At 65.8% G+C, this 15,407-nt stretch carries 13 protein-coding genes; 8 read left to right on the plus strand and 5 right to left on the minus strand.

Annotated features, from left to right (window positions below; translation table 11 throughout):
- Nucleotides 1–9: 9 nt before the first annotated feature.
- The 4 genes from ACI2I1_RS09970 to ACI2I1_RS09985 form a co-directional block, all read right to left on the minus strand.
- Nucleotides 10–996, minus strand: a complete 987-nt coding sequence (locus tag ACI2I1_RS09970) for a hypothetical protein (protein ID WP_404678965.1) — start codon at nucleotides 994–996, stop codon at nucleotides 10–12.
- 133 nt (nucleotides 997–1,129) lie between these two features.
- Nucleotides 1,130–1,657 (minus strand): molybdenum cofactor biosynthesis protein B, encoded by a 528-nt coding sequence (gene moaB, locus ACI2I1_RS09975; protein WP_404678966.1) that lies wholly within the window; start codon nucleotides 1,655–1,657, stop codon nucleotides 1,130–1,132.
- Nucleotides 1,658–1,685: 28 nt separating this feature from the next.
- Nucleotides 1,686–3,407, minus strand: coding sequence for a transglycosylase SLT domain-containing protein (locus tag ACI2I1_RS09980; RefSeq protein ID WP_404678967.1), 1,722 nt, complete (start codon nucleotides 3,405–3,407; stop codon nucleotides 1,686–1,688).
- Entirely contained in the window at nucleotides 3,404–4,189 is a 786-nt protein-coding gene (locus ACI2I1_RS09985; protein ID WP_404678968.1) for a hypothetical protein, read from the minus strand. Before ACI2I1_RS09985 ends, ACI2I1_RS09980 begins: the two co-directional genes overlap by 4 nt.
- 82 nt (nucleotides 4,190–4,271) lie before the next feature.
- Between ACI2I1_RS09985 and ACI2I1_RS09990 the strand changes: the two genes are divergently transcribed.
- The 6 genes from ACI2I1_RS09990 to ACI2I1_RS10015 all read left to right on the plus strand — a co-directional run bounded on the left by ACI2I1_RS09990 (nucleotide 4,272) and on the right by ACI2I1_RS10015 (nucleotide 12,184).
- Entirely contained in the window at nucleotides 4,272–5,918 is a 1,647-nt protein-coding gene (locus ACI2I1_RS09990) for a 4Fe-4S dicluster domain-containing protein (RefSeq protein ID WP_404678969.1), read from the plus strand.
- Nucleotides 5,919–6,083: 165 nt separating this feature from the next.
- The gene (locus ACI2I1_RS09995; RefSeq protein WP_404678970.1) at nucleotides 6,084–6,893 is read left to right on the plus strand and encodes a 4-(cytidine 5'-diphospho)-2-C-methyl-D-erythritol kinase; all 810 of its coding nucleotides are present in this window, start codon (nucleotides 6,084–6,086) and stop codon (nucleotides 6,891–6,893) included.
- Nucleotides 6,893–7,618 (plus strand): N-formylglutamate amidohydrolase, encoded by a 726-nt coding sequence (locus ACI2I1_RS10000; protein ID WP_404679165.1) that lies wholly within the window; start codon nucleotides 6,893–6,895, stop codon nucleotides 7,616–7,618. Before ACI2I1_RS09995 ends, ACI2I1_RS10000 begins: the two co-directional genes overlap by 1 nt.
- Nucleotides 7,619–7,707: 89 nt before the next feature.
- Complete coding sequence (ilvD, locus tag ACI2I1_RS10005) at nucleotides 7,708–9,564, plus strand: dihydroxy-acid dehydratase (RefSeq protein WP_404678971.1); 1,857 nt, start codon at nucleotides 7,708–7,710, stop codon at nucleotides 9,562–9,564.
- Nucleotides 9,565–9,602: 38 nt separating this feature from the next.
- Nucleotides 9,603–10,991, plus strand: a complete 1,389-nt coding sequence (locus ACI2I1_RS10010) for an NAD(P)H-hydrate epimerase (protein ID WP_404678972.1) — start codon at nucleotides 9,603–9,605, stop codon at nucleotides 10,989–10,991.
- Complete coding sequence (locus ACI2I1_RS10015) at nucleotides 10,988–12,184, plus strand: class I SAM-dependent RNA methyltransferase (protein WP_404678973.1); 1,197 nt, start codon at nucleotides 10,988–10,990, stop codon at nucleotides 12,182–12,184. Before ACI2I1_RS10010 ends, ACI2I1_RS10015 begins: the two co-directional genes overlap by 4 nt.
- A 3-nt stretch (nucleotides 12,185–12,187) precedes the next feature.
- Here ACI2I1_RS10015 and ACI2I1_RS10020 read toward each other — a convergent pair whose 3' ends face one another.
- Nucleotides 12,188–12,490: an acyl carrier protein gene (locus tag ACI2I1_RS10020; RefSeq protein ID WP_404678974.1), complete on the minus strand. Its 303-nt coding sequence runs from the start codon at nucleotides 12,488–12,490 to the stop codon at nucleotides 12,188–12,190.
- Nucleotides 12,491–12,613: 123 nt separating this feature from the next.
- Between ACI2I1_RS10020 and ACI2I1_RS10025 the strand changes: the two genes are divergently transcribed.
- Nucleotides 12,614–14,143 (plus strand): acyl-CoA ligase (AMP-forming), exosortase A system-associated, encoded by a 1,530-nt coding sequence (locus tag ACI2I1_RS10025; RefSeq protein WP_404678975.1) that lies wholly within the window; start codon nucleotides 12,614–12,616, stop codon nucleotides 14,141–14,143.
- Entirely contained in the window at nucleotides 14,140–15,366 is a 1,227-nt protein-coding gene (locus ACI2I1_RS10030) for a pyridoxal-dependent decarboxylase, exosortase A system-associated (RefSeq protein ID WP_404678976.1), read from the plus strand. Before ACI2I1_RS10025 ends, ACI2I1_RS10030 begins: the two co-directional genes overlap by 4 nt.
- The last annotated feature ends 41 nt before the right edge of the window (nucleotides 15,367–15,407 follow it).

Consider the following 15,407-nt stretch of genomic DNA (forward strand, 5'->3'; position numbering starts at 1 on the left):
GTTAAACGCCTAGCCCGCCGGCCTGCCGGCCTGAAGCATGCGCGGGGCGGTGAAGGGGGAGCGAGAAGGAGCGCCGCCGAGGCCGGCGACCAGCGCGGTTGCCAGGGTGGAGGTTGACACAGTTGACACTGTCCTGGGGAATGAAAACCCGCGGCCCGAACGCGCATTCTGCCTGCTGCGGGCTGGCGCCGTTTGCGCGGTGAAGCCTTCGGCCACACGGTCGAGCGTTTCGGGCGCGGCGCGCGGCGCGGTGAAGGCGGGCGCGCCCCAGCGTTTGCTCAGCACATGCTCCGGCTTGCGGCATAGCCGGTCGACCGCGCCATAGACGCTGCGCAGCCGTTCTTCCCGCTCGCCAGGGGCAGGTTCGGGCTTCTTGGCTTCCTCGGCCTTTTCCAGCTCTTCCATTTCGGCCAGCGACATGTGTTCGAACCCCTCTTCCTCCAGCATGCCGAGGAACGCCCGGTCCTCGCCGAAGCTGTCGGCGGCCTGCGGGGTCAAGCCGATTTCCTCGAGGAAGGCGAGATAGTCTTCCAGCAGGAGTTGTTCCGGCGATGGCTTGGGCGCGGCGGCCGCTCTGCTCGCCCTGTCGGGGCGCGGCGCCAGTTCGGTGCGCGGATCGGCCACGCTGGCGAGGATTTCGTCGAAGCGGCCCGCATCCGATCCCGCGCCGTCCTCGTCCACCAGCCGGTCGAGCCGGGCAAGGTGCGCGAGCAGCAGGCGGCTGTCATAGCGGCGGCGCGTGCCGACCAGTTCGCCGCGGTAGAAGATCTCCTCCTCCACGCCCTCGACCGCGCGTTCGCCCAGCACCTGTTCGCAATTCTGCCGCGCCAGCACCAGCGCCGCCGCCCAGCCGCGCGCGAACATCGCATCGCGGCGGCGCAGGCGATAGGCCGCCTCGGCGGACAGGCCGACACAGCTGCACGCCTCGCGCACATTGCCGTGCACCGCCAGCCGATCGAGAAAGCGCGCCTTGCGCCCGGGCGTCCAGCCGCGCACGGGAATGTCCTGGGGGATGTGGGTCTTGGTGGTCCGTCTCCTGTGAAAATGGGAAGCGAACCGGATCCCTTATGCAGGGATGGGCGTGTAGGAAAATGGTATTTTTTGGGGGAAGGTCCGGAGCCGTTAGCCCCTATCTCTCCCGCAACCGCGGCATCAGTTCCACGAAATTGCAGGGGCGGTGGCGGCTGTCGAGCTGGAAGGCGAGGATCTTGTCCCAGCCGTCCTTCACCGCGCCGTTCGAGCCGGGCAGGGCGAAGATATAGGTCCCGCGCGACAGGACGGCGCAGGCGCGGCTCTGGATCGTGCTGGTGCCGATGCTGTCGTAGCTGAGCATGCGGAACAGTTCGCCGAAGCCGGGGATGTCCTTGTCTTTCACCCGGTCGAGCGCTTCGGGGGTGACATCGCGGCCGGTCAGGCCCGTGCCGCCGGTGGTGAGGATCACGTCGATTTCCTCGTCGTCGATCCAGCGGTGGAGATGGGCGGCGATCTCGTTCTTGTCGTCCTTGCTGATCTCGCGCACGGCGAGCATGTGGCCAGCCGAGGCGATCCGTTCGGCGAGGATATCGCCCGAGGTATCGTCCTTCAGCTCGCGGCTGTCGGAGATGGTCAGCAGGGCGATATTGACCGGTTTGAAGGTCCGGCTCTCGTCGATTGGCATCGGCGGGTACTCGTGTGGATGGAAAGACTTAGCGGGTGCGCGGGAACTGCGGCCAGTCGTTCTCGGCCAGTTCCTTGCGGCTGGGCGCGGCGGCATTGGCCTGGCGCAGATACATCCAGTAATTGCGCATCACGATGGCGACATAGCTGCGTGTTTCCCAATAGGGGATCGATTCCATCCATAGCAGCGGATCGCCCTGGTCGTTCACCTCGCTGTTCCAGCGCGAAACCGGGGTGGGCCCGGCGTTATAGGCAGCCATGATCTTGGGCAGATGGCCATTGGTGTAACTGGCCTGCGCCAGCGCCTCGAGCGTGCGTTGCCCGAAGGCAAGATTGGTGCGCGGGTCCTTCAGATCGGCATTCGCGCTCATATTGATCGACCCGGCATATTCGCGCGCAGCGATCGGGCGGATCTGCATCAGGCCGATGGCATTGGCAGGGCTCACCACGCGTTCGCGGAAATTGGATTCCTGCAGCGCATGGGCGAAGGCCAATGCCGGGTCGACGCGCCAGCCGCCATGCGGCGTGTGATAGGCGACCGGCCAGCGCAGATTGGGCGGCGAGGTGGTGCCGCGCGGCGCGTTATAGGCCATGTAGGTCTGCGTGCCCGCCAGCCCCAGCGCGCGGGCGAGGCGGGTGAGGGCGGCGAAATCGTCGGGATCGCCGTAGCGGACCTGCCAGCGCAGCACGTCGTCCGCCACATCGCGGCGGCCGACTTCGGCCAGCATCACCGCCTCGCGCACGGCGGGTTCGTCGGACAATCGCTGCCAGTCGGCGGCGGTAAGGTCGGGCGCGGTGTGATCGGCGGGCAGATCCTTGCCCAGCTGTTCGGCGGCGAGCATGCCGTAGAGCGTCTCGTCATATTGCGTGGCGGCGCGCAGATGCGCCTGCGCCGCCTGCGGTTCGCGGCAGCGGATGAGCGCGCGCGCCGCCCAGTAATGCGCCGCGACGCGCAATTCGGGATTGTCCGCCCCCTTGGCCGATGTGGCGAAGAATTCCCCGGCGCGGGCGCAATCGCCGATCCGCCAGGCGGCGAGGCCCGCCACCCAGTCGCCTTCCGCGACCCATGGGCCCGATCCTTGCGAGACCAGCTGCGCCATGCCGTAGGCTTCGGCATCGCGGTTCTCGATATAATAGCTCCACGCCACGCGCTGGCGCCATTCGGCCCGCGCCTGGGGGGACAGCGAGGCATCCACCCCGTCGAGCAGGAGGCGGGCCCCGTCGGGATCGTCATTCTTGATCCGGTCGAGAATGGCCAAGCTGACGCTGGCGGGCATGGTTCCGTCGTTTATGTTGCGCGGCAGGGCGCGGCGGGTGATCCCCGGCTGGCGGGTCAGCGACTGTTCGCGCGGCAGGCCCGGCTGCCATGTCAGGCCGCGGGTCTGGCCGAGGCGCACGATGCCTTCGACCTGCGGATTGCGCGGATAGCGCCGCAGCCAGTCCTCGATCCGCGGCAATTCGATGCGCGGGCTGTTGGGATCGAGGAAATAGGTCGCCAGCGCTGCGCCGTGCAGCGGGCCGTCGGGGCGCTGCGAGAAGGCGAGTTCGACCCGCTCCCAGTTCTGCGCCTCGATCGCCTCGAACAGGGAAGCGTAATAAGCCCGGTCGTCGGTGGAGAGGAGCTGCGGCAGGGCCGAGGAATGCGACCGGGTGAAATAGGCCACGCTATCCGACTGGGCGAGCGCAGGGGCGGAGGCGGCAAGCGTGCAGAGACTTGCAGTGGCAGCGAAGAGCAGGGGGCGTAGGGTCATGCGGTCCATTCCAGCCAGCGGTTCCAGAAATTGCGGCGGCGCGGGGCGGAGCGGGCCAGTTCGGCCAGCTCCGGCGCAAGCAGCAGCGGAAGGGTGTTGTCGCCCGCCGTCACCACGGCAGGCTCGCGCGCCATTTCGGGCGCAACATTGAACAGGGGCGCTAGCGACCGCCCGAAGGCGAGCACGCGGTGCGGGGCGGCCAGCGCGATGTGATGGCGCGTGACATCGGCCAGCCCGCGCTCGGCCAGCCGGTCCCAGTCGGGCAGCGAGAGCGGTGCGGGCAGCGCGCTGGCGAGATAGGCTTCGTGCGGGGCGATCCCCATGGCGCCCAGAATGGCTTCCAGGAAGCGGCCGGGCGCGCCCGACAGCAGCGCCTCGCTCTCGCCGTCCACCGGTTCGGGCACCAGCACCATCAGTTTCGCACCCGCCACGCCGCGCGGCGGCAGGCGCTGTTCGGGCCCGGCATGGTGGAGCGATTTCTCGCTCATCCACCATTCGCGAAAATTTTCGAGACTGGCGGGCAGCGCGCCATCACCGGCGCCGATCGCCGCTTCGCCCGCCGTGCCTTCGAAAGCGCGTTCGAGCGGGGTCTGCTTGGGTTCTTCGGGCGGTTTCTTCGGCTTGGGCGACGCTACGGCCTGCTTTTCTTCCGGCTCTGCCAGCCAGCTGGTCGCTTCATTGCTGTAATCGTCTTCCACACCGGCTTCGCGCCACCAGTCGAGGGCGGCTTCCAGCGCATCTGCGGGCGATAATTCGCGGGTTTCCGGTGTGTCTGCGAGCATAATCCGTCCGCGCAAGGTCTTGACCTCAAACCGCCCAGCAATCAAGGCAATGACAAAGTTTAAGCGACGAAAAGAGAGAGACATGAGCGAACGCGAATCGATGCCCTGCGACGTCGTCATCATCGGCGGCGGCCCGGCCGGCCTTTCGGCGGCGATCCGGTTGAAACAGATCAACGAGGATCTCGAGGTCGTCGTGCTGGAAAAGGGCAGCGAAATCGGCGCGCACATCCTGTCGGGCGCCGTGGTCGACCCCAAGGCGATGGACGAGCTGTTCCCCGAATGGCGCACGATGGACTGCCCGCTGGCCGAAACCCCGGTGACCGAGAACCACCACTGGGTGATGTCGGAATCCGGCAAGTCGGACATGCCCGAATTCCTGCTGCCGCCCTTCATGAGCAATGACGGCAATTACACCGCCTCGCTCGGCAACACCTGCCGCTGGCTGGCCGAACAGGCCGAAGGGCTGGGCGTGATGGTCTTCCCCGGCTTCCCCGCCGCCGAAGTGCTGTTCGACGATAAGGGCGCGGTCACCGGCGTGGTGACACAGGACATGGGCATTGCCGAGGATGGCAGCCACAAGCCCGATTACCAGCCGGGCATGGAAATCCACGCGAAATACACGCTCTTCGCAGAGGGCGCGCGCGGCAATCTGACCAAGAAGATGAAGGCGCAGTTCGACCTCGAGGCCGATTGCGAGCCGCAGGTCTACGGGCTTGGCGTCAAGGAACTGTGGGATGTCGACCCTGCGAAGTACGAGCAGGGCAAGGTCATCCACACGCAGGGCTGGCCCCTGTCGGAAACCGGCACCTGGGGCGGCGGCTTCATCTACCACCAGGCGAACGGCCAGGTCGCATTGGGCTTCGTCACCGCGCTCGATTACAAGAACCCTTACGTCTCGCCCTATCAGGAATTCCAGCGCTGGAAGCACCATCCTGAAATCGCGGCGCTGCTCGAAGGCGGCAAGCGCGTGGCCTATGGCGGGCGCGTGATCAACGAGGGCGGCTGGCAGTCCGTCCCCAAGCTGGCTTTCCCGGGCGGCGCGCTGATCGGCTGTTCTGCGGGCTTCGTGAACGTGCCGCGCATCAAGGGCACGCATACCGCGATGAAGAGCGGCATGCTCGCCGCCGAAAGCATCGCTGCCGCGATCGCCGATGGGCATGAGCATACCGAGCTGATGGATTACGATGCCGCCGTGCGCGACAGCTGGATCGCCACCGAGCTCGAGATGGTGAAGAACGCGCAGCCCGCCGTGGCAAAATATGGCGAGGATCTGGGCACCGTGCTGGCGGGCATCGACATGTGGATGCGCACGCTCAAGATCGGTCTGCCGATCACGATGAAGCATCACCGCGACCACGAAATGCTCGAACGCGCGGATCTTTTCGCGCCGATCAAATATCCCAAGCCCGACGGGACGCTCAGCTTCGACCGCCTGACCAATGTGGCCTTCAGCTATACCAATCACGCCGAAGACCAGCCGGTCCATCTCAAGGTCTGCGACCGTGAATTGCAGCGGGAAAGCGAGCTGGAGGTCTATGGCGGCCCCTCGACCCGCTATTGCCCCGCCGGTGTCTATGAATGGATCGAGGAAGAGGGGAAGGAACCCAAGTTCCAGATCAATTCGCAGAACTGCATCCACTGCAAGACCTGCGACATCAAGGACCCGAACCAGAACATCGAATGGACCACCCCCGAAGGCGGCGGCGGGCCGAACTATCCGAATATGTGAGGGTGTCGAAGGCGGCCCAGGGCCGCCCGGCAATCCAAGGGTATGTGTAGCCAAGGTCCATGGATTGGTTGGCCTTTGGCCTGCTACGCAACCGCTTCGCTCGCAATGACGTGGAGTTTGAGTAAGTGAGCGTATGAGGGACAGATCGCTCGCAGAGGCAGAAAAATGACGCGCGAAACCGCCTACGCCAAGATCAATCTCGCTCTCCATCTGCGGCGACGTCGTGACGATGGCTATCACGAACTCGAAACGCTGTTCGCCTTCGTCGATGCAGGCGATATCCTCACTGCGAAACCGGCGGCGCAGGACCGGTTGGCGACGCTGGGCGAGTTCGGCGGGGCGCTGACCGATCCGTTTGGCAATATCGTGATGCAGGCGCTGAGCGCGCTGCCGCGGGCGCAGGGGCTCGACATTACGCTCGAAAAGAACCTGCCGGTGGCGGCGGGGCTGGGCGGGGGATCGGCCGATGCAGGCGCGATCTTCCGCATCGTACGCGAGCTTCATGGCCTGCCTGATGACTGGCGCGAGCGTGCAGGGAGGCTTGGGGCGGATGTTCCCGCCTGCGTCGAGAGCCGCACCTGTATTGGCCGCGGCACAGGGACCGAGCTGGAACCCGCCGACGACAGCCTCGCCGCAACGCCCGTGCTGCTGGTCAATCCGCGCATACCGTTGGCAACCGGCCCGGTATTCAAGGTATGGGACGGCAAGGATCGCGGCGCCATGCCCGAAGTTGACAGCCGCGCCATCGCGCTGGAAGGGCGCAACGACATGGAAGCGCCCGCGATATCGCTGGTACCCGAAATCGCGCAAGTGCTGGCCGCGCTGCGCGGAACTTCGCCGTTTCTCGCCCGTATGTCCGGTTCCGGCGCGACCTGTTTCGCGCTTTACGACAGCAATTCCGCGCGCGACGAAGCCGCCGCGCGTATCGCCGCCGATCATTCCGGCTGGTGGCACATAAAGGGTAATCTTCGATGATGATCGACAATCTGCCGTATCGCCAGGTCGGTACGGAGGGCGCGCGTACCGGTGGGCTTCTCTGCGTGGTCGATCACGCGTCCAATTATGTGCCCGACGGCATCGAACTGGGTATCGACCAGAAGCTGCTGAACGATCACATCGCGATCGACATCGGGGTGGAGGGGATTGCCGACCGGCTGGCCCGGCAGCATGACATTCCCGCCCATATCGCCTGCGTCAGCCGGCTGGTGTGTGATTTCCATCGCAAGGAAGACGATGCGGCGGTCGTCCCCACCGAAAGCGACGGGCACCTGATCCCGGGCAATATCGGCGCCGATGTGGAGGCGCGGCTGAACCTGTTCCACCGCCCCTATCATTACGAGCTGGGACAGCTGATCGAGCGGTTGCAGCCGCGCATGATCATCGCGCTGCACAGCTTTACGCCCAGCCTGGCGACGAGCGGGGAAGAGCGCCCCTGGGAAGTGGGCCTGCTCTACAATCAGGACGATCGCGCGGCGCGCCACGCCATCCGCCTGTTCGGCGAACAGGGGCTGACGGTGGGCGATAACGAGCCTTATTCCGGCAAGCAGCTCAATGCGACGATGGACCGCCACGCGGAGACCAGGGGCATTCCCTATTGCACGGTCGAGATCCGCCAGGACCAGATCAATACCAAGGCTGGACAATCGCGCTGGGCGGTCATGCTGGCCGATGTGCTGGGGCGTGTGGCGCTCGAAGTTTGAGCGCCCCCAAGCAAAAGCTGTTTCGCATGGGCGGTTTGCTGGCCTAGGCTCCGCGCTCCTTTCAGACGACCGATCCGAAGAGAGCAGCCATGCCGCAATACCGTTCCCGCACCACCACCCACGGCCGCAACATGGCGGGCGCGCGCGGGCTCTGGCGCGCAACCGGCATGAAGGACGAGGATTTCGGCAAGCCGATCATCGCCGTGGTCAACAGCTTCACCCAGTTCGTGCCGGGTCATGTCCACCTCAAGGATCTGGGCCAGCTGGTCGCCCGCGAGATCGAGGCGGCGGGCGGCGTGGCCAAGGAATTCAACACTATCGCGGTGGATGACGGCATCGCCATGGGCCACGACGGCATGCTTTATTCGCTGCCCAGCCGCGACCTTATCGCCGACAGCGTCGAATATATGGTCAATGCGCACTGCGCCGATGCGATGGTGTGCATTTCCAATTGCGACAAGATCACGCCCGGCATGCTGATGGCGAGCATGCGGATCAACATCCCCACCGTCTTCGTGTCCGGGGGCCCGATGGAAGCGGGCAAGGTGGTGATGAAGGGCAAGGAAGTGGCGCTCGATCTCGTCGATGCGATGGTCGCCGCCGCGGACGAAAGCTATTCCGACGAGGAAGTGACCGCGATCGAGCAGAACGCCTGCCCCACCTGCGGCAGCTGTTCGGGCATGTTCACCGCCAATTCGATGAACTGCCTGACCGAAGCGCTGGGCCTGTCGCTGCCGGGCAATGGCTCGACGCTGGCGACCCATGCCGACCGCAAGGGCCTGTTCGAGCGGGCGGGGCGGCTCGCCGTGACATTGGCGCGCCGTTATTACGAGGAAGAGGAAGAGGGCGTGCTGCCGCGCTCCATCGCGACATTCGAGGCTTTCGAGAACGCGATGAGCCTCGACATCGCCATGGGCGGATCGACCAATACGGTCCTCCACCTGCTCGCCGCCGCGCATGAGGCCGGGGTGGATTTCACCATGGCGGATATCGACCGACTCAGCCGCAAGGTGCCGTGCCTGTCCAAGGTCGCCCCGGCGAAGAACGATGTGCACATGGAAGACGTGCACCGGGCGGGCGGGATCATGTCGATCCTGGGCGAACTGGAAAAGGCGGGCCTGCTCCATACCGCGCTGCCCACCGTGCACAGCCCGACCATGGGCGATGCGCTGGACGATTGGGACATCGGCCGCACGCAGAACAACAAGGTGCGCGAATTCTATGCCGCGGCGCCGGGCGGCGTGCCGACGCAGACCGCCTTCAGCCAGTCGGCGCGCTGGGAAAGCCTCGACATTGACCGCGAGAACGGTGTCATCCGCAGCGCGGACCACGCCTTCAGCAAGGACGGCGGGCTGGCCGTGCTGTACGGCAATATCGCGCGCGACGGCTGCATCGTGAAGACGGCGGGCGTGGACGAGAGCATTCTCGATTTCTCGGGCCCGGCCAAGGTCTATGAAAGCCAGGACGATGCGGTGACCGCGATCCTTACCGGCCAGGTCATCGAAGGCGATGTGGTGGTGATCCGCTACGAAGGGCCGCGCGGCGGGCCGGGGATGCAGGAAATGCTCTATCCCACCAGCTATCTCAAGTCGAAGGGGCTGGGCGCGGCCTGCGCGCTGCTGACCGACGGGCGCTTTTCGGGCGGGACCTCCGGCCTGTCGATCGGCCATGTCTCGCCCGAAGCGGCAGAAGGCGGCGAAATCGGCCTGGTCGAGAATGGCGACAGGATCGAAATCTCGATCCCGAACCGCACGATCAATCTGGCTGTCAGCGACGAGGAACTGACCCGGCGCCGAGCCGAGATGGAAGCGAAGGGCGATGCTGGCTGGGCTCCGGCGGCAGAGCGGCCGCGCAAGGTCAGCCCGGCACTCGAAGCCTATGCCGCGATGACGACTTCGGCCGCCAAGGGTGCAATCCGCGACGTTTCGCAGCTCAAACGCCGCTAGGCCTTGCCCAACGCCCCGCAGCGTGGCAGCCGCGCGGCATGCCTAGCGAAGCGATACTCACCGTCGACCAGATGCGCGCTGCCGAACAGGCGGCAATGGACAGCGGCACCAGCGAATGGGACCTCATGCAACGCGCCGGCAAGGGCGCGGGCCAGTGGGTCGCCCGCATGGCGGCAGGCCGCGCGGTCTGCGTGCTCTGCGGCCCCGGCAACAATGGCGGCGATGGCTATGTGATCGCCGAATTCCTGCGCGCGCAGGGCAATGACGTTAAGGTGATCGCCCCCAAGCCGCCGGGAAGCGAGACCGCCCGCACGGCGCGCGATATTTTTTGCGGCACGGTGCTGGAAGAAGGCGAACTCGATGCGCCGGTGATCGTCGATTGCTTGTTCGGCTATGGCCTTTCGCGCGAGGTGAAATGGGCCTTCGCCGTGCTGCTCAAGGAACTGGAGAGCGCCGAGGCCTTCAAGATTGCGGTCGATGTTCCCAGCAGCATCGCCAGCGACACGGGAGAGGCGATGGGGCCGGTGGTTGGCTACGACCTGACGCTCGCGCTCGGGGCGTGGAAGCACGCGCATGTCACCATGCCCGCCATGGCCCGGATGGGCATGAAGAGGCTGGTTGATATCGGCCTTTCTCCGCCCCGCGACGCGCCGAGCCTGTCGCAGGCACCGCGCCTGTCGGCCCCGGCCGCCGATGCCCACAAATACCGGCGCGGGCTGCTCGCGGTGGTGGCGGGCGAAATGCCGGGCGCGCCGATCCTTGCTGCACAGGCGGCGATGCGCTGCGGGGCGGGTTATGTGAAGCTCTTCAGCGATCATTCGCACCCTGATGCGCCGGTCGATCTGGTGATCGAGGACGGGCCGCTGAACGAAGGTCTGGCCGATGACCGCATTGCTGCCGTGCTGATCGGCCCCGGCCTCGGGCGCAGCGAGGCTTCGCGCCAGCGGCTCGAACAGGCGCTCGCCTGCGGCCACCGCGCCATTCTCGATGCCGATGCGCTTCATTTGCTGGATGCGGCGCTGCTGGAGCGTGCGGATGCGCGCAAGATCGTCGTTACGCCGCATGAGGGCGAACTGGCGGCGCTGTGCAAGGCGTTCGGCATTGCCGGTAACACCAAGCTGGAGCGGGCAAGGGCGCTGCACGAAGCGACCGGCATGAGCGTGCTCGCCAAGGGACCGGACACCGTGCTGGTCGGCGCGGAAGGCGCGAAGTTCTTCCCTCGCGGTTCCAGCTGGCTCTCGGTCGCGGGATCGGGCGATGTGCTGGCGGGCATGGCGGCCTCGCGCCTTGCCGTTGATGGTGACGGCTTCTCGGCGTGCGAGGAGGCGGTCTGGTTGCACCACGAGGCCGCGCGGCTGAGCAAGCCGGCCTTCACCGCGAGCGAGCTTGCCGATAACGCAGCCGCAGCTCTGGAGGCATTCCTGTGAGCGAGACGGAAACCGTTCTGCGCATCGCCGCGAAAGGCGACGGCGTCACCGAAAGCGGGCGGCATATCGCCGGGGCCGTCACCGGCGACCGGATCGATGCCAGCGGCGCGATCGAGCCGGGACCGCATCATCAGACACCGCCCTGCCGCCATTTCGGCACCTGCGGCGGCTGCCAGCTGCAGCATGCCGATGACGAGGCGCTGCGCCAGTTCGTGACCGAGCGGGTCGCCTTTGCCGCGCAGTCGCAGGAGATCGCGGTCGGGGAATTGCTGCCGACCCATCTTTCGCCGCCGCGTTCGCGCCGCCGCGCCAGCCTTCATGCGCTGTCCACAGCCAAGGGCGCGGTCCTGGGCTTTCGCGAAGGCCGCAGCAATCGCATCGTTGACATGCGCGAGTGCCATATCCTCGAGCCGCGCCTGTTCGCGCTGGTCGCACCTCTGCGCAAGCTCATCGCCGCCCATGCGGGAAAAGGCCCGGTCGATATCTCGCTGACCATCGCCGATCGCGGGGTCGACTGCCTGCTCAAGGGCTTCGTGGCCGAGGGCCTTGCGGCGACCGAAGCGCTGCTCGATTTCGCGCGGGAGCATGAGCTGGCACGGCTTGCCGTCGATCAGGGTTATGGCGTCGAGACGGTGTGGGAGCCTGAACCGGCCACGATCACTTTGGGTAACGTCCCGGTCGGTCTACCGGCCAATGCCTTCCTCCAACCCACGGTTGAGGGCGAGCACGTGCTGGTAGAAGACGCAAAGGCCTTTCTCGACGGCGCAGCCACGATCGCCGATCTGTTCGCGGGGCTGGGCACGTTCGCCTTCTCGCTCGCCGGCCCGGCCAAGGCGCTGGCGGTGGAGGCGGCGCGCGATGCCCATCTCGCATGCCAGAGCGCGGCGAATGCGCGCGGCATTCCCGTCCACTCGCTGCACCGCGACCTTTTCCGCAACCCGCTGACCGCTGATGAAATCTCGCGCTTCGGCGGCATTCTGCTCGACCCGCCGCGCGCCGGTGCGCGCGAACAGGTGGCGCAGATCGCGCAGAGCAGCACGACCCGTGTCGCTTACATCAGCTGCAACCCGTCAAGCTGGGCGCGCGACGCAAAGACTTTGGTGGATGCGGGCTTCAGGCTGGAAAAGCTGCGCCCGGTGGGCCAGTTCCGCTGGTCGACCCATGTCGAGCTGACCAGTTATTTTACCCGCTGAGGCCTAGATCTCGACGGCCTTGGCTTCTGCAAAAGCCAGCAATCCACCGTAGGTTTCCAGCATTTCGCCATCGACATCCTCGTCCTCGATCACGAAGCCGAGGCGGTCTTCCATCTCGGTGAAGAGCGTGGCGACGGCCATCGAATCCAGTTCGGGCAGATGGCCGAACAGGCCGGTGTCCGCATCGAATTCGGCAACGCGCGCCGCGTCGAGCGCAAGCACGTCGACCAGGATGGCACGCAACTGTGTATCGATTGCGTTCCGGCTCGGACCGGTCGGATCGGCGGTGGCAGTCTGAGAGGTCATATGTCTGGCGGGTTTCCCAAGCTCCAAGGCGGGCATGCCCTTAGCTGCGCGCGGGTAGCGGTGCAAGGTGGCGCATTCCGGCCACTTGCACTCGGTGAGCGTTGGAGAGATAGCGGGCGCGCAATGTCCGATATTCCAGATCACGATCAATTGCCGCTGCCGCTGGATCACTTGGCGGAGCGCGGCCCCCGCGATGCGCCTGCGCTGGTGCTGAAGGATCGCACGCTCAGCCATGCCGATCTGGCGCAGCGTGTGGCACTGCTCGCCGGATGGCTTGGTGCACAGCTGGACAAGGGCGACCGGGTGGCAAGCTGGGCGGCGAAGGGCGAGCTGACCTGTATGCTGCCGCTGGCTGCGGCGCGAGCGGGGATGGTCCACGTGCCGATCAATCCGCTGCTCAAGCGCGCGCAGGTGGCGCATATCCTTGGCGATAGCGGGGCGAGGCTGCTGATCGGTACAAAGGCCCGGCTCGGCACGCTGGAAGCTTCGGACAGTCCTCCCGGCTGCGCAATTCTCGACGAGGATGGGGCGTGGTCGGCGGCGGAGCAGACCAGTCACGCACTGCCTGCGTCCGCTCACGATCCGGAGCAGCTAGCCGCCATTCTCTATACCAGCGGATCGACCGGCAAGCCAAAGGGCGTCATGCTGAGCCATGCGAATATGTGGCTGGGCGCCGTGTCGGTGGCGCATTATCTCGGATTGGCAGATGACGATGTGACGCTGGCCGTGCTGCCGCTGAGCTTCGATTACGGGCAGAGCCAGCTGCTTTCCACCTGGTATGCCGGTGGCTGCGCCGTGCCGCTCGATTATCTCTTCCCGCGCGATGTTCCGAAGGCCTGCGCCCGGCACGCCATCACCACACTGGCGGCAGTGCCGCCGCTATGGGTGCAGCTGATCGAGGCGGAGTGGCCGGAAGACGCGGTGACGTCGCTGCGCCGCGTCACGAATAGCGGCGGGGCGCTAACCCCGGAAATCATCTCAGCTTTGCGTTCTATCCTGCCGGAAACGCGGATATTTCCTATGTACGGTCTGACCGAAGCGTTTCGATCAACCTATCTCGATCCGGCGCTGGTGGCCGACCACCCAACTTCTATGGGGCGGGCCATTCCTTTCGCCGAAATCCTTGTCGTCGATCAGGCCGGCGAGATTTGCGGCGCGGGGCAGGAAGGCGAACTGGTCCATTGCGGCCCGCTGGTGGCGCAGGGCTATTGGCAGGATGCCGAACGCACCGCCGAGCGCTTCCGGCCTGCGCCTGCGGCATCGCATTATGGCGGTACCGCCGTGTGGTCCGGCGACCGGGTGATGCGCGACGAGGACGGCCTGCTCTATTTCGTCGGGCGGCGCGATGCGATGATCAAGAGTTCGGGTAACCGGATCAGCCCGCAGGAAATCGAGAGTGCGGCGCTGGCCACCGGGCTGGTGGCCGAAGCCGTCGCTCTGGGAATTGCCGATGAGCGTCTGGGTCAGGCGATACATCTGGTTGTGCGCGCGGCGGAGGGTACGCCCGATGCCGGGGAGTTGCTGCCCAAGGCGCTTGCACGGGAGCTGCCCAACTTCATGCAGCCTCACACAATCCACTGGTGCAAGGAACTGCCGTTGAACCCCAATGGAAAGATCGACCGGACTACTCTGGCGCAGGAGATCGGTGCATGAAGCCGCTCGGCCCCATTCCAGAAGGCTTCGAAGCCTTGGACGGTGAGCTCGCCATATCGGGGCGCAAGGTGAGCGATCTGGTGGCCGAGGCTGGCCGGACCCCGTTGTTCGTCTATTCCCGGCCCATGATCGAGCAGCGCGTCGCCCTGCTGCGCGCGGCCATGCCCGAACGGCTCAAGATCAATTACGCGATCAAGGCGAACAGCTTCGCGCCGCTGTTGGCGCATGGGGCCGGGCTGGTCGACGGGCTTGACATAGCATCGGGCGGCGAACTCGCCATGGTGCAGGCGCTCGGCATCGACGGCGCAAGGGTGAGTTTCGCCGGGCCGGGCAAGCGCGACGAGGAATTGCGCGCGGCGATCGCGGCGGGGGTGACGCTCAATCTGGAGAGCGAGAACGAGGCGCGGCGCGCGCTGACGATCGCGGGTGAAGTGGGCAGGACGCCCCGGCTCGCCATACGCGTCAATCCGGATTTCGAACTCAAGGGCTCGGGCATGAAGATGGGCGGCGGGGCCAAACCCTTCGGCGTCGATGCCGAGCGGGTCCCGGCGCTGGCGCGCGAGATCATCGCTGCGGGCTGCGATTGGCGCGGACTGCACATCTTCACCGGCAGCCAGGCGCTCGATGCCGAGGCAATCATAGAGACGCAGGCGAATGTGCTGGACCTCGCCGACCGTCTGGCGAGCGAGGCGGGCACCGATCTTCCCAAGCTGAACATGGGGGGCGGTTTCGGCATCCCCTATTTCCGCGGCGATACGCCGCTGGACGTCCACCGCGTTGGTCGGGAACTTGAGAAAAGATTTGAAAGCCTTCCGCAAACTCTTGTGAATGCGGAAATCTTCATCGAGCTCGGTCGCTATATCGTGGGCGAGGCCGGCGTCTATCTGACGCGGATCCTCGACCGCAAGGACAGCCATGGCGAAACGTATCTCGTGACCGATGGCGGTCTGCATCACCAGCTTGCCGCCTCGGGCAATTTCGGCACGGTCGTCCGCCGCAACTATCCGCTCGCCATCGCGAGCCGCTTCGACGCACCTGCGGAGGAAGAGGCCAATGTCGTGGGCTGCCTGTGCACCCCGCTCGACCGTCTGGCCGACAAGGCACATCTGCCGCGCGCCGAGGTGGGCGATCTGGTCGCCGTATTCTGCGCCGGTGCCTATGGAGCGAGCGCTTCGCCGGCAGCCTTTCTCGGACAGGGACAAGCCGAAGAAATTATCGTGTGAGTTTTCTATCAACCTTTTAGGGATAATTCGCCGCTAGGACA

This window comes from Qipengyuania sp. NPDC077563, assembly GCF_044901345.1.
Classification (GTDB): Bacteria; Pseudomonadota; Alphaproteobacteria; order Sphingomonadales; family Sphingomonadaceae; genus Qipengyuania; species Qipengyuania aestuarii.